At 35.3% G+C, this 15,150-nt stretch carries 16 protein-coding genes; 12 read left to right on the forward strand and 4 right to left on the reverse strand.

From position 1 onward, the window contains the following. Positions 1–40 precede the first annotated feature (40 nt). Complete coding sequence (locus DFR57_RS03020; protein WP_114351672.1) at positions 41–772, forward strand: MerR family transcriptional regulator; 732 nt, start codon at positions 41–43, stop codon at positions 770–772. Between the two features lie 120 nt (positions 773–892). Further along, on the forward strand, positions 893–2,047 hold the full coding sequence (locus DFR57_RS03025) for an MFS transporter (RefSeq protein WP_114351673.1): 1,155 nt from the start codon (positions 893–895) through the stop codon (positions 2,045–2,047). A 37-nt stretch (positions 2,048–2,084) separates the two neighbouring features. On the opposite strand, the gene DFR57_RS03030 is transcribed toward DFR57_RS03025, so the two are convergent. Next, positions 2,085–3,305 carry a hemolysin family protein gene (locus tag DFR57_RS03030; RefSeq protein WP_114351674.1) on the reverse strand — a complete coding sequence of 407 codons (1,221 nt, stop codon included), beginning with the start codon at positions 3,303–3,305 and terminating at the stop codon, positions 2,085–2,087. A gap of 39 nt (positions 3,306–3,344) precedes the next feature. Continuing rightward, positions 3,345–4,013: a YdeI/OmpD-associated family protein gene (locus tag DFR57_RS03035; RefSeq protein WP_114351675.1), complete on the reverse strand. Its 669-nt coding sequence runs from the start codon at positions 4,011–4,013 to the stop codon at positions 3,345–3,347. 211 nt (positions 4,014–4,224) lie between these two features. Here DFR57_RS03035 and DFR57_RS03040 point away from each other — a divergent pair, with 211 nt between their 5' ends. The 5 genes from DFR57_RS03040 (at position 4,225) to DFR57_RS03060 (ending at position 10,254) form a co-directional block, all read left to right on the forward strand. After that, positions 4,225–5,631 carry a PTS mannitol transporter subunit IIBC gene (locus DFR57_RS03040; RefSeq protein ID WP_114351676.1) on the forward strand — a complete coding sequence of 469 codons (1,407 nt, stop codon included), beginning with the start codon at positions 4,225–4,227 and terminating at the stop codon, positions 5,629–5,631. Positions 5,632–5,895: 264 nt separating this feature from the next. Beyond that, complete coding sequence (locus DFR57_RS03045; RefSeq protein ID WP_170132890.1) at positions 5,896–8,001, forward strand: BglG family transcription antiterminator; 2,106 nt, start codon at positions 5,896–5,898, stop codon at positions 7,999–8,001. A 15-nt stretch (positions 8,002–8,016) separates the two neighbouring features. Continuing rightward, positions 8,017–8,451 (forward strand): PTS mannitol transporter subunit IIA, encoded by a 435-nt coding sequence (locus DFR57_RS03050; protein ID WP_114351678.1) that lies wholly within the window; start codon positions 8,017–8,019, stop codon positions 8,449–8,451. Further along, positions 8,452–9,603 carry a mannitol-1-phosphate 5-dehydrogenase gene (locus DFR57_RS03055; protein ID WP_114351679.1) on the forward strand — a complete coding sequence of 384 codons (1,152 nt, stop codon included), beginning with the start codon at positions 8,452–8,454 and terminating at the stop codon, positions 9,601–9,603. Between the two features lie 180 nt (positions 9,604–9,783). Further along, positions 9,784–10,254: a hypothetical protein gene (locus DFR57_RS03060; protein WP_211315336.1), complete on the forward strand. Its 471-nt coding sequence runs from the start codon at positions 9,784–9,786 to the stop codon at positions 10,252–10,254. Positions 10,255–10,388: 134 nt separating this feature from the next. On the opposite strand, the gene DFR57_RS03065 is transcribed toward DFR57_RS03060, so the two are convergent. Then, on the reverse strand, positions 10,389–11,234 hold the full coding sequence (locus tag DFR57_RS03065; protein ID WP_245937370.1) for a methyl-accepting chemotaxis protein: 846 nt from the start codon (positions 11,232–11,234) through the stop codon (positions 10,389–10,391). 328 nt (positions 11,235–11,562) lie between these two features. Between DFR57_RS03065 and DFR57_RS03070 the strand changes: the two genes are divergently transcribed. The 5 genes from DFR57_RS03070 to DFR57_RS03090 all read left to right on the forward strand — a co-directional run bounded on the left by DFR57_RS03070 (position 11,563) and on the right by DFR57_RS03090 (position 14,125). Beyond that, complete coding sequence (locus DFR57_RS03070; RefSeq protein ID WP_114351680.1) at positions 11,563–11,910, forward strand: DUF4260 domain-containing protein; 348 nt, start codon at positions 11,563–11,565, stop codon at positions 11,908–11,910. A 206-nt stretch (positions 11,911–12,116) separates the two neighbouring features. Then, on the forward strand, positions 12,117–12,656 hold the full coding sequence (locus DFR57_RS03075) for a ClbS/DfsB family four-helix bundle protein (RefSeq protein ID WP_114351681.1): 540 nt from the start codon (positions 12,117–12,119) through the stop codon (positions 12,654–12,656). Between the two features lie 80 nt (positions 12,657–12,736). Continuing rightward, the gene (locus DFR57_RS03080; protein WP_114351682.1) at positions 12,737–13,201 is read left to right on the forward strand and encodes a GNAT family N-acetyltransferase; all 465 of its coding nucleotides are present in this window, start codon (positions 12,737–12,739) and stop codon (positions 13,199–13,201) included. A gap of 79 nt (positions 13,202–13,280) precedes the next feature. Then, positions 13,281–13,655, forward strand: a complete 375-nt coding sequence (locus DFR57_RS03085; RefSeq protein ID WP_114351683.1) for a DoxX family protein — start codon at positions 13,281–13,283, stop codon at positions 13,653–13,655. Between the two features lie 86 nt (positions 13,656–13,741). Continuing rightward, the gene (locus tag DFR57_RS03090) at positions 13,742–14,125 is read left to right on the forward strand and encodes a VOC family protein (RefSeq protein ID WP_114351684.1); all 384 of its coding nucleotides are present in this window, start codon (positions 13,742–13,744) and stop codon (positions 14,123–14,125) included. 154 nt (positions 14,126–14,279) lie between these two features. On the opposite strand, the gene DFR57_RS03095 is transcribed toward DFR57_RS03090, so the two are convergent. Then, positions 14,280–14,996, reverse strand: coding sequence for a sulfite exporter TauE/SafE family protein (locus DFR57_RS03095; protein WP_114351685.1), 717 nt, complete (start codon positions 14,994–14,996; stop codon positions 14,280–14,282). Positions 14,997–15,150: the final 154 nt, after the last annotated feature.

The raw sequence follows: 15,150 nt of genomic DNA on the forward strand, positions 1-15,150 counted from the left end.
TACGTTATCCTTTATATTGAAATAGAAGGGGGCATTCCAATTGAAAGTAAAAGATGTTGCAGCATTAAGTGGAATAAGTGTGCGCACACTTCATCATTATGATGCCATTGGTTTATTAAGACCAGAAAAGGTAACAAATAGCGGTTATAGAAACTATAGTGACGAAGATCTTTCGAAACTTCAACAGATACTATTTTTCAAAGAACTTGGCTTCCCTCTGAAAAAAATTAAAGAACTGATCAGTGATGAGAAATTTAACCGGTTAGAAACCTTACAAACGCATCAAGAGCTGTTACTTCAAAAACGAGAAAAGTTAGATCTGATGCTAGCTACCATCGAAAAAACAATCCAAAAAGAAAAAGGAGGAGAAAAAATGGCGAATGAAGAAAAATTTAAAGGATTTGATTTTCGCATCAATCCGTATGAAAAAGAAGCGAGAGAAAAATATGGCGATCAAAAAGTAGACGAAGCGACTAACAAGGTGGAGAACATGACTGAAGAAAACCAAGAGGAAATGAATGAAATTTATCGAGAGCTTGCAGCAATAAAAGACACTGATCCAACGTCAGAAAAAGCACAGCTGGCCATTAAAAAATGGTATAATTTTTTACAAGATAATTTCAGCACGTATTCACCTGAGGCATTTCAAGGCCTAGGCATGATGTATATGGCAGATGAACGCTTCACTAAAAATATTGATCAGTTTGGAAGTGGTTTAGCACAATTTATGAGTGAAGCCATGAATGAGTTTGGAAAAAGATTAAAGAAATAAATAACAAAAAAGATAAGTGGCAGAGAACTGCCCTTATCTTTTTTGTTATTTTACGGTATCTTCGCTATAATTAAGATTAATATTAAGCGCTTTCAAATCCTTATTAAAGAAGGGTATTCCATGAAAAACAAAGCTTTTGTTCAAACCTGCTTTTATTACTCTTTTATTTTTATGGCGACATCTGGTTTAGCGGCATATATGTCATTATTCTTTGCTGCAATGAATCAAACCGACACACAAATAGGTATTCTCACTTCTATTGGAGCTGTAGTCGGAATTATTGCCAGCCCATTTTGGGGTATAAGAGGGGACCGTGCAAATAGTAAAAATAATGTCCTAGCTATTTGTTTACTGCTTTCAGCAGCCGTTATTTGGCTATTGCCCCTTTTCGGGAAAAACTTCTTCCTGCTTTTATTAGCAATGATTATTTTTTCTTTTTTTAGATCTGCGATTAACCCCTTAAGTGATGCAATATCACTTGAATTAGCAACAAAGGAAAATTTCCAATTCTCAAAAGTCCGCACTGCAGGATCCTTAGGCTTTGCGATCATGTCAATGGTTGCTGGTATGATGATTGAAATCCATATTAATGCGATATTTATCATCTATACCTTACTCATTACCGCTTCTTTTTTTGTTTTACTAAGACTTCCGCAAATCAGTGGCTATCAAAAAGAGGCCGCCAACATAAATTTTTTTCAGGTATTAAAAAGCCCCTCTCTTAAAAAAATTTACCTCTATGTTTTAGTATTAAGCACAAGCTTCGGTTTCTTTGGAGCTTTCCATGCACTCTACAGCGTACAAGAAGGTATTTCAGTAGGATTATTAGGCGTAGGTGTCATGCTCGGTTCCTTCAGCCAATTTCCATTTATGCTCTTTTTTGATAAACTCTATCGTAAATTTGGCATTCGCAATATCATTATTGTTGCAGGTATTTTTAATGCCATTAGATGGTTACTGTATGCTTACTGGCTCAATTCTGTCTCCATCCTGTTTTTATGGCTCCTCCATGGTGGATCTTTTATTCTAGTTTACCTGTCTATAGCTGAATATGTGCATCGCTATGTTCAAAAGGAACTAAAGGTTAGCGGACAAATGATGAATGCAATTATCTTGCAGGGAGCAGGTCAAATCTTAGGTGGTATAGCTGGCGGATTCAGCGCTGGACTTCTTGGTTACGGAGTTGTATTTGGGGCAATGGGTGTTTTATGTATCGCCGGAGTATTATTTTTCGTCATAGCAACGAGAAAAAACCCAACCTTGATCGATCATTGATTGAGAGAAAAAAAGAGACTCTCTTTTTAGAAAGTCTCTATTTCACAATTTGCACTTTTTTTATTTGTCTATCCTCAATTTGTAATATCTTGAAGGTTAAATTATCTCTTTCTAATACTTCTCCCTGCTTTGGAAAATCATTGAACTCTTTTAACAGATAACCAGCGAGTACATCCTCGTCCTCCGGAATATCGGTATAAAAAACTGAATTTAAGCGATGAAGCGTCATTTTACCATCACAAATGATTTCAGCATCAGTAATTTTGTCTACCATCACATCATTGGCAACGTCACTTTCGTCCTCTATTTCTAACCCAAGCATCGACTCAATAACGTCTTCATGTGTTAATACACCCTCTGTACCGCCATACTCATCCAACACAATGGCCATATGCTTTTTCTCTTTAGTCATTCGATAGAATACCCATTCAATCGAGTGAAATTCATGCACCAATAATGGATCGCTGTCACTGAAATCCAGAAGTGTTGTATCCTGCTCAATCGACCATTGAATCAAATATTTGGAATGAAATACACCAACAATATGGTCAATATCCTCATCATAAATAGGATATCGTGTAAAGGGACTTTGTATTACGATATCCCTTACCTCATCATAGCTTGCAGTTTTGGGGAATGCTATAAGATCCACTCGTGGCGTTTTCAGTACATCCTTGACATTTAAATCATGAAATTCAAGCACACCTTTTAAACGGTGAAATTCATCCTTTTTAAATGTCCCTTCTTGGTCTGCTATATCAACCATGGTACGGAATTCTTCTTTGGAAATCGATATATTGTTTACTTCGCCTTTTGAAAGGGCATTGGTGATATAACCCGTCAATGCATTTAGCACTATCGTAATAGGCTTAAATACAATCACAAAGAAACGAATAATCGGAGAAACCAATAAAGCAATTCGATCTGGGAAGGTTGCTGCTACGGATTTCGGAATAACTTCTGCTACCACAATAATGGTAACTGTTAGAATAGCAGATGCCAGACCTACGCTAAACCCATACTCCAAAGCCACCATCGTCACAAGTGTTGGCAATAATATGTTTGCTATGTTATTCCCTATTAAAATAGTGGTAATAAATTCACTTGGCTTAGATATTAATTTTAATAACTTTGCTGCTTTCTGATCGCCACTATTAGCGTGTGTTTGTAATCTCATTTTATTTGTAGCGGTTAGTGCCGTTTCGCTACCAGAAAAGAATAGGGAAACAAATATTAGTACAAAGATTGCTATCGTCAAAATAACTTCCTCCTAAATTTATAGCTTACTATAGAGTATTTAATTATCCTTTTTATATAAATCACGACTTTTATAGCCTTTTTCAAGTATCATTCGCATTTCTGTCTTTCTCTTCTCCCTTGTCTCTTCTCTTTTAGCACTATAGACGTAGCGAGCCCAATCTTTTTTGTAACCAGGCGTTAAGTTTTGATAAAAAAGAAGAAGGTCCGGAGTATTCACTAGGTCTTGTTCAATCCAACTCACTTTATCTACATAATCTCCGACTAATTGGCTTGCCTTTTTTGAAACTTTCCCTTTACTCCTCGCATCCTTCTTAAAACCTACCATGGTATACGTATCATCAAGGGAAACCATTCTAGCGAATTTTATCGTACTCTCTCCTATGTACCCTTCATTATTCGCATTCAATCTAGGAAGTAATTGATCACGGTGGATAAAGCTGTCATATTTTTTATTGCCCTTTTTCGGATAGGCTAGATAAATATAACCAGCTTCTATCATAACATCTTTATTGATGACCTCATCTAATTGTGTCACTAATTCATCAAGCGTATAAACAAAGCCAATGACAAGATTGTAGTTATCACCTTTAAAGTGGTCATCAACATCTTCTAATGAATCAAAATAGTCTATATTTTTAGGTTGATTGAGTATGACAACCTTTTCATATTGATCCAATTTCAACTTTTCAACAATGGACTTTGCCATTTTTCAAATCACCATCCTACTCTGTATTATCACCTATCTTTCATAGGGGCTTCAAGTAATTCGAAGTAAAAATACCTTTAACTATAAAAATGTCAACAGGAACTTTGACAAATTGGCATTTTGATTAGATTGTATCTACGTTGTAAACGCTATATATTTTAATTAAGCAATAATTTATTTTTACTTTACAATACGAAAGGGGAAAAACAAAATGGCAAATTCCGGTTTCCGCGCAAAAGTCCAACGCTTTGGAAGTTACTTGAGTGGCATGATCATGCCAAATATCGCAGCATTTATCGCTTGGGGGTTAATCACTGCCCTCTTTATACCAACTGGTTGGTGGCCAAACGAAAGTTTTGCTGAGCTAGTTGGTCCAATGATCACATATCTATTACCACTATTAATTGGTTTTACTGGTGGACGAATGGTGCACGACATACGTGGTGGTGTCGTTGGTGCAACAGCTACAATGGGGGTTATCGTTGGAACTGATATCCCAATGTTCTTAGGAGCTATGTTGATGGGACCACTTGGTGGTTACCTAATGAAAAAAGTGGATGGCTTATTTCAACATAGAATTCGTTCTGGTTTCGAGATGCTTTACAACAATTTCTCAGCAGGTATTTTAGGAGCTATCCTAGCTGCTATTGCACTAAAAATCATTGGTCCAATTGTATCTGGATTAAATGAAGTTTTAGCAGCAGGTGTAGAAGCTATGATTAACGCTGGCTTATTACCACTTGCGAATATTATCATTGAACCTGCGAAAATTTTATTCTTAAACAATGCAATTAACCATGGTATTCTAAGCCCTATCGGAGTAGAGCAAGCCTCTGAAGCAGGAAAGTCAATTCTTTTCTTATTAGAAACTAATCCAGGACCTGGCTTTGGTATCCTACTTGCGTTCATGGTGTTTGGAAAAGGTATGGCAAGAAGCTCTGCGTCTGGTGCAAGTATTATCCACTTCTTAGGTGGTATACATGAAATTTACTTCCCGTACATCTTGATGAAGCCTGCACTTATTTTAGCTGCAATTGGTGGTGGTGTGAGTGGAGTATTCACGTTTACAATCTTTAACGTAGGTTTATCTGCTACACCTTCTCCTGGTAGTATTTTCGCTTTAATGGCGATGACTCCTAGAGGCGATCATATCGGTGTTCTCTTAGGTGTAATCGTTGCTACTGCAGTCTCTTTCTTAATCGCATCGTTCATTTTGAAAACTGGCAAGCAAGAGGAAGAAGATTTAACAGATGCTACAAGTAAAATGGAAGCTATGAAAGGGAAGAAAAGTTCTGTGTCTGGAGCATTAAGTAACGAAGAAGCAGCGAAACCAGCTGGTGAAGTAAATAAAGTAGTCTTCGCTTGCGATGCTGGAATGGGTTCTAGTGCAATGGGCGCCTCATTACTTCGCGATAAGTTTAAAAAAGCGGATATTAATATTGACGTTACCAATAAGGCAATCAATGATTTACCAAACGACGCCGACATTGTTATTACGCACAAAGACTTAACGGATCGTGCAAAAGCAAAGCTTCCAGCTGCGCAGCATATTTCAGTAGAAAATTTCTTGAACAGCCCGAAATATGAAGAATTAGTAGAATCTTTAAAGACTAAGTAAGAACAATGAGCTATCTCTTTGCTAAGGCAGGGAGGTAGCTTTTTTAACTAATAAGAAAGGTTAAAAAACTACCGGACTTTAGAATAAGTAAAAGTAAGTCCTTCTAAAATGATGTCAACTACTCCTTTGCCGAAATTACATCAACCTCTAATTGCTTTATAGGTTTATCAACCGTTAGAATAAGAGTATAGAAAGTTTTATTTTAATTTTGTCAACAATAGAAACAGGCTTACTTTTGACTCAAGAGATGAGGAGGTGGAATGCTTGTATATATCCGGAAGAGAAAGAAAGATAATCGAAACACTTCTAGCCCAAACAGATGCCATTACAATTCGACAACTAGCAACAGAGTTAGATGTTAGTGAACGAACCGTCCATCGAGACTTGAAAAACGCAGAAGAGATTTTGCATGATTATGAATTGGCTATCGAGAAAAGGTCCGGCGTTGGAATCCAGCTTGTTGGCGAAAGCGAGAAAAAACAACAGCTTAAGCTAGCCATTTTTCATGTCGAACATACGGATTATACACCGTTAGAAAGACAAGCGTTAATTCTCTCTACTTTACTTGAAGCAAAAGAACCTATAAAACTATACGCATTGGCAGATGATTTAACTGTTACGATTGCAACAGTGAGTAACGACCTCGATGGCTTAGAAAATTTGCTTGCTAAGTACAAATTAAATCTGGTTAGAAAACGGGGATACGGGGTTAAAATTGAAGGAGCGGAATCAAATAAACGGTCCGCTATCAGCTATTTAATCTCCAAGCATGTGAGCGAATCAGATGTCATCACCCTGATTAAACGAAATATTGAAAAACAATCCCAACAACAGACAGATACCATTTCCAATCGCTTGTTGGGACTTGTAGACCAAAGCAAATTAGCAGTCATTGAACAAACGATCGACAGGGTAAGAAAAAAGTTACCATATGAATTAGCAGATAGCGCATACGTCGGGTTAGTGGTCCATTTAGCTCTAGCACTAGAAAGGTTGCATAAGGGTGAAAATATTCAATTTGATCCCACCTATTTAGTAGAATTAGAAGGCAATAAAGAGTACGATATTGCCGCAGATATCCTAAAAGAACTAGAGCAAGTGTTTCAAATCGAAATTCCAGAAGATGAAATTGGCTATATCACCATGCACTTACTTGGAGCAAAATTACGATATGACCATGGCTATTTACTCGAAGAATCATCGATGGACATCGCTTATAAAGCAAAAGCACTGATCGAATATGTGAGTATAAAACTAGATAAAGACCTGTTTTATCAGGAATATATCATGAATGATTTGGTTGCACACTTAAAGCCGGCAATTTATCGACTGCAACAAGGAATGAATATAAAAAATCCCTTAGCAGAAGAAATTGAAACGGATTACGTGGAGCTATTTACGATTATCGAAGAGGCTGTAGCGGAGACCTTTCCAGGCGTCTACTTCCCAAGAGAAGAGGTAGCATTTCTAGTTTTGCATTTTGCTTCCGCTTTATTGAAACTAGAAGAAGATATTTCATTAAAAGCATTGGTGATTTGCTCAAGCGGGATTGGAACCTCTAAGATGCTAGCTTCAAAAATTAGTCAGCAATTTCAGGAAATCACCGCAGTAGACAATTATTCTTTATTTGAATTAGAGTCATTAGATAAATCCAGTTATGATTTAATTGTCTCTACTGTACCGATCAAAAATATGGAGGGGAAATATATCCTTGCTTCCCCTATTTTGACGAAAACGGATATCCACCATATTAAACGCACCATAAGAAAAATTAAAATGACAAATACCATACAAAGAAAAGAATTAGTAAAAGAGAAAACCATACCTGCTTTAAATAAACAGGAATTTATCAAAAAGCTGATAAACATGAAGCAGTATTCGACCGCCATCTTATCTATTTTCGACCAATTTAAGGTTTACCCACCACAAGAAAATATACAGTTAGAAAGTGCTTTATCCCATTCCTGTGAACTGCTACATCAGCAAGAATTAATTACAGATAAACAGGAATTAGTCACACAGCTGATAAAAAGAGCTGACATTGGTGGATTGGGAATTCCTGGTACATCACTTGCTTTATTTCATACACGAAGCAATCAAGTAAAGAAAGCTCACTTTTCCATTCACCCCCTAAAACAAGCCATCCTCATTGATGGCATGGATGGGAGTCAAATGGAGATGAAAAATTTATTATTAATGATTTCACCAGTCGAAGCAGATGAAGCAACACTAGAAATCCTAAGTTTTATAAGTGGTTTACTGATAAAAGACGAAGACAATATGGTACTATTTCAGACCCAAGACGAAGAAAAAATTCGAGATTATTTAGCGGAACAATTACATGTGTTTTTACATGAAAAAATTAATTAAAAGGAGTGCATGATCATGGCAAAAGAAATTTTAACGAAGGATAATATCGTATTAGGTGCACAATTATCAAACAAAGAAGAAGCAATTCGTTTTACCGGAAACATTTTAAAGGATAATGGATATGTGGAAGCAGCATATGTAGAAAAAATGCTAGAAAGAGAAGAAGTAACTTCCACCTATATCGGAAACCAAGTAGCGATTCCACATGGTACAGAGGATGCCAAAAAAGCCGTGCAGGAAACTGGATTATCTGTTGTTATCACCCCAGAAGGCGTAGATTTCAACGGGAATACCGTAAACATTTTAATCGGAATTGCGGGTAAAGGTGATGAGCACCTAGAGATTTTATCAAAAATTGCATTGGTTTGTGCCGAGGAAGAAAATATTCAAAAATTAATTGAAGCAGAATCGAAAGACGATGTACTTGAAATTCTAGGAGGCGTAAACTAAATGCGCGCTGTACACTTTGGAGCAGGAAATATTGGCAGAGGATTTATTGGTGCATTATTAGATCAATCCGGTTATCATACCACCTTTGTAGATGTAAATAAGACGATAATTGATGAGATTAATGAAAAGATAAACTATCGTGTTATCCTAGCTGATGAAAATAAGCAGGAGCAAATTGTAAAGAATATATCAGGTATTGTCAGTAGTGATGATCCGGAGAAAGTCATCGAAGCGATAGTCGAAGCGGATATTATTTCAACCGCTGTTGGTCCACATATTTTACCGTTTATTGCAGAACTTTTAACGAATGGTCTGCGCAGGAGACTTATAAGCAATGCTGAACCCGTCAACATTATCGCATGTGAAAATATGATCGGTGGTAGTACATTACTAAAAGAGAAAATTTTTGATCATCTAAATGAAGATGAAAAAGTGCTTTTTGAGCAATCATTTGGGTTCCCTGATTCCGCAGTAGATCGTATCGTGCCGAATCAAACGAACGAAGAATTATTAACTGTATCGGTTGAACCCTATTATGAATGGGTAGTAGATGCATCAAAAATAAAAGGCGAAAAGCCAGAAATTACTGGTATCACGTATGTCGACGACCTATTACCCTACATTGAGCGTAAACTATTTACCGTTAATACGGGACACGCAGTAGCTGCTTATACAGGTTACCATTTCGGTTATCCAACGATTCAAGCTGCAATGGAAGCAAATGAAGTAAAAGAGATAGTACGAAATGCACTTAGTGAAACAGGCGATGTGTTAATTAAGCTGTACGGATTTGATAAAAGCATCCATCAAAACTATATTGATAAAATTCTAACTCGCTTTTTAAATCCGTATATCTCGGATGAAGTCACTCGAGTAGCACGTGGTCCACTACGTAAATTAGGAGCGAAAGATCGTTTTATTCGTCCGGCATCCTTGTATACGGAACAATTTAGTAAAGCTCCTGAAAATCTATCTAAGGCGATTGCCGCTGCCCTTGTCTTTGACTACGATCAAGACGAAGAAGCTGTGAAACTGCAAACCTTAATAAAGGAAAAAGGGTATGAAGGAGCACTTAAAGAAGTATCTGAATTAGACTCAACGCATCCGTTGACCAAGCAAGTTTTGCAGGAAGTTGAAAAAATTCAAGCATAATCAAGCAATTAAGCCAAGATGCTCTTGTGTTATAAGAGTGATCTTGGCTTTTTTAATAAAATAAGTATAGAGTTTATCTCCTTCTAATCCTATAATGGTATTAAAACTATGAATTAACTAAACCCTAATTTTATTGTGGCGCAATTGAATTATAAAATTCTATTGAATAGAGTGTGACTTATGAATCGGAATTGGGAACTTTTTAAAGGGTACACCTTTAGCTTTAATAGAATGGCCTTATTAATATTTTTCATCATTATGATACCAAATTTTTATTGGTTCATTGTTTCGGCACCCAATGACATTCTAAAGAGTGACTCTGTAACACCAATCATAGATACAATTGCTACCATCACCCAAATACTAATGATATTTGGCTTAGCCTTCATCAGAAACAAGAAAGCCACAATATTCCGATTTAACTCTAATTGGATAGTGATGGTGTTAATTTGTTGTTTAGCTTATTATGTAGCGTGGATTATCTATTACCAAGGAATTATACAACCTGTTATTATCTTATCGCTATCTTTATTTCCCAGTTTGGCGTTTTTGTTCTATGCCATTGACAGGAAAAATTGGGTTGTAGTCATGTTTGCGATAACCTATACTATCTTGCACCTTATATATGGAATCATAAATTATATTATGTGAAAATTTAGAGAAAAAGAGATTTTCTATCACCAAAAATTGCTTCATAGGTTTTTTTGCACAGAAGTTAGAATTTCCACAGTAATTTATCAAAAAAACCTAACAAATAGCAAAACTATCTGTTAGGTTGATTTATATTATAACTCGAGTGCATACTGCTTTAATTCTTTACTCATCGCTTCAATCTCATCAATGAAGGAAGAAACTTCTTCTGTAGATAAAGCTTGTTCTTTACCAACAGCAACTACTTTTTCTACCAAAGACTGGATTTCAGTTATCGAACTTTGCATCTCTGTTAAGGTATTACTTATTTTTTCTGTAGAATTCACGGTTTCATTGGATAACTTTCGTATTTCCTTCGCTACCACGTTAAAACCTTTACCCATTTCCCCTGCCCTTGCAGCTTCAATGGAGGCATTTAAACCAAGAATATTAGTCTGATTAGCAATATTTTTAATAAAACGAATTACTTCATCTGTATTCTTCATACCCTCAGCAGCATGATTCGATTCTTCTAAAAGCGTCTCACTAATCTTAGAAAGACCTTCAGCCCCATTGGAAATATCAGTAATTCTAGTATTGGCTTGAGTTAAAGAGGAGAAAATTTCATCAGATATGTGTTTTAATTGTCTCTCATTTTGTTCTTGCACTTGAATCGCAATAGCTCCAACTACTTCGCCATCCTCTATGATAGGAAAAGCAAGTCCAGTGAAAGGAAAGCCGAAAAATTCTGCTGGTACCTCTTGTCTTATTTCTCTCTTAAAATTAATGCATTCAGCTAATGGTTCTTCTGGATTTATTAATGTTCCAGCTTCTACTTTTAAGTCTATTTTCCTACCTGGATAATACATCAACCACTGTTCTGTGTTTGTTAAACCAATACCCATGTCAGGTAGCATGCGATGTAAGACTGGAATTACTTGAATGAAGGGTTGTAAAGCACTTGATTGTTCAGTCATTTCTTTAGTTGAGATGGAAGTCATTATGTTACCTCACTTATCGTTTTTAGATTACGTAAATATTGAAATGATGATCAACACTTATTTTAATTATAATGTAAGCGATCACCTTTTACAAAGTATTTCGAACTATATATTAATCTTTTTGTCCTATATGGATCTATCTTTATATCTATTTTTATATTTTTCATGCTAATCCTGACTATTTTTGTCGATTGTCCATGATTATTTTAATCATAAATTATAATTAGTGGTATTAAAGGACTAACAAAGAGTATGAGAATGTAAAAAATCAAATTAGGGAAATTCTAATTTATCATTAGGTTAAAATCTAGGAAGTGGTGAAGGTTTTTTGAATAAAATTTTATTGCACATTGAAGGGTTTGTGGTACTGCTATTATGTATTTATTTTTACTTTTATCTGCAATTTAGTTGGATTATATTTATAATTTTATTACTCGCACCCGATCTATCAGCACTTGGATACTTAAAAAATAACAAGGTAGGTTCGATAATTTATAACCTATTCCACACATATAGTCTTCCCTTAGCAATAATCATCTACAGTAATTTGATTCCGAATGATACTTTGTTAATGATTATCTTAATTTGGATAGCGCATATCGGGATGGATAGAATGTTTGGCTATGGATTGAAATATCCGACAAAATTTCAAGATACGCATCTTAATCGCATCTGATTATAATTCAATTAACAGGCGAAATTCTTTAAAACACAACCACTCTCTCGCTAAGAACAATATAAAAAAGCATGGAAAAAATTAAATTGTCCGCAACTTTCCATTTTAAAATTAACTCAAATTAGCAACCTAATAATTTTTCTTTAATTTTTTTACAAGAACATATTCTCCTATGATATGCTTTATTGAAAAAGGAGAAATTTACCATGGAAGTAAAAAACGAAAAGGAACTGTTGCTACAGAATAATGAAGAAAATTTCAAATCATTGCTTAAGATAATTCAAGCCGTTCCTAGCAAGAAGAGAAAAAATTCGATTGAAACTCAAGAAAGAGATAAGAATTTTCGTGATGTATTAATGCATCTTTATGAATGGCATGCAATGCTCGAGAGATGGTATAGAGAAGGGATGGATGGAGATATTCCTTTTATGCCAGCTCCCGGCTATAAATGGAGGTCTATTAAGCAACTTAACATACTAATTTGGGAAAACTATCAAGATGTAACGTTGAATCAGGCTATTAAAAAATTGAAGCTAAGCCATGAAAGAGTTATGGAACTAATTAATTCACATTCCAATGAGGAAATCATCACGAAAAAATATTATAAGTGGACAAAAACAACCAATCTGCACACTTATTTTGCGGAAAATACCTTCAAGCATTACAGTTGGGCTATAAAAAAATGTGAGGTAATTGCAAAGTACATTAAAGAAGAGAACAAGGGACAAATGATAAATCACCAATAGTTTTTCTATTTATTGAATTAGTTAGATATTAGTTATTTTAAAAAGAATAGGCCTTCAAAGGAAAGGAGTGCGTGATAAAGTTGTCATATACGTTTAGTGTGATAACCCAGAAACAAGCAGAAGATATTGCTTTTAATTGGCATTACGATGGTGACTACTCTTTTTATGATATGGAGGCTGATACAGAAGATTTAAATGAATTTATAGACCCAGACGAACGAGGGAATTCAACATTTGCTGCAACAAAAAATAATGAATTGGTTGCTTTTTTTAGTATAAGTGAAGTTGACAGAAAAACGATTGAGATTGGTTTAGGAATGAGACCCGATCTAACAGGAAAAGGCAATGGATTTGAATTCGTAAGAGCTTGCATTACCTTTATTAAATCATCGTATAAGCTTGAAACGATCAAATTATCAGTTGCAACTTTTAATAAACGAGCAATAAAATTATACAAAAAAGTAGGATTTAAAGAAGTAGAGTCATTCTTACAAGATACAAATGGAAGTACGTTTGAATTCTTGAAAATGGAATATAAATGTTAAAGCAGATAAAAAGTTTTAAAATGTTTCAATACACGTTGAAAGGGTTATGCAAAGAGTACATAGGAAAGGTGGCATACAAATGAAAATATTCTTCCGTACACTTTATTCGATACTCTTACTTGGAGCCGGCATCTTTCATTTTATTCATGAAAGAAGCTTCCGCAAAATTGTTCCTCCAATACTTCCCTTTCGTAAAGCGATTGTACTTATTACGGGTGTTTTTGAAATGATCTTTTCTGTATTGCTTTGGGTGAAAAAAGGACAAGATATCACTCGAAAACTTTTAGCTTTCTTTATGGTTGCTATTTTTCCAGCAAATATTTATATGACAGTGAATAAAATATCATTTAATCCGGAAAAACCAATAAGTCCTTGGCTTCTATGGCTCCGTTTACCTCTTCAGATACCTCTAATTATTGGTGCTTTAAAGCTAGGAAAAAAGGATAGCAAGTAATTTTTTAACGAATGTGTGGTATATTTTTCTTGCAGCCAGATTATCCGCGGAGCAACAAAAACGATTAATCTTAGGAGGCAAAAATTATGAAAATCGTTGTTACCAGTCTATTTGTAGATGATCAAGAAAAGGCACTAAAGTTTTATTCCGAAATCCTGGGTTTTGTTAAAAAGCATGACGAGCCAGCAGGAGAATATAGGTGGATAACACTCGTTTCGCCTGGAGATGAAGGAGGTACAGAGCTTTTGCTCGAACCTAATAACCATCCAGCTGCCCAAGCATATCAAAAGAAAATCTATGAAGATGGTATACCAGCAACCATGTTTGAAGTTACAGATGTTCAGAAAGAGTATGAAAGATTAGTGAAGCACGGCGTGAAATTTACGATGGAACCGACAAATATGAACGAATTTACATTTGCAATCCTCGACGACACATGTGGCAACCTTATTCAGATCATACAGAAATAACACTATAATTAATTAGTAGCCTTAACTTTTTGTATTCTGGCGATTTAATTCTCATTACAGAAAACCTTTATGCTAATCCTGTATTCTTTCTGTCAGGGTTAGCATAAAGTGTAATAAAAATTAGAGATGTAACAACTTCCTCAATATCTTTTGTTTAAAAAATTCCTTCCCACAATAAGTAAACTCCAGTAAATAATAAGATAATATAGATGAAAATCTGAAATAACTTTGAAGAAATATACTTAAAAATCAGCTGCCCTACAAAAAGGCCAAGAACCACAAGTGGTAATGCTGCCAAACTATGCGTCCAAACGAGCTTTGTAGTACCAGCAAAAAACACCTGAATAAGCATACTCAAAAAATAAATAAACAAATAAAAGGCAAGCGTCGTTGCGCGTAAGGTGTGCTTTGTTGTATTGGACCCTGCAAAATAGATGAGTAATGGAGGTCCAGGCATACCAATACTTGTTGTGAATAGACCCGATAATCCTCCCACCGCGAGATCCCGCTTCCCGGTTTTCATAATGCGATACCGTAAAAGTAGTAAGACCGTTAAAACAAGCAAAATAATTCCCACTATCAGCTTTAATTCTTTTACGCTAACCATTAGAAAGATAAGAATACCAGCTGGTAAACCAAACACACTCCCCAGAATAAACCTTTTTAAAATTCCAAAGTCAACATCCTTTTTAATTTTAAAGATCAAAGCGAGTGAAATGACAAGAGATAGCAGTAAATTAATCTGGATCGCTTCTTTTGGTTCAAATAAGAGCAACAAAAATGGTGTTGCGATAATAGAAAAACCAAATCCGGTGCTTGTTTGAAGAATCGATGCTAATAAAATAATTATTATAAAAAGTAAAATATCCATAGATTTCTCCTTCAGATTTCTACTTTTTATTATGACATAGATACTTTCGGGTGCAATGATCATTTAAACAGCTTCAGCAAGTAATAGCTTCCCAAGCTTATCAATCTCACTTATTAACAGATCTAGCGATAAGCCTAAAATAATTATCGCTTGG

It is taken from the genome of Saliterribacillus persicus, assembly GCF_003337485.1.
Lineage (GTDB): Bacteria > Bacillota > Bacilli > Bacillales > Amphibacillaceae > Saliterribacillus > Saliterribacillus persicus.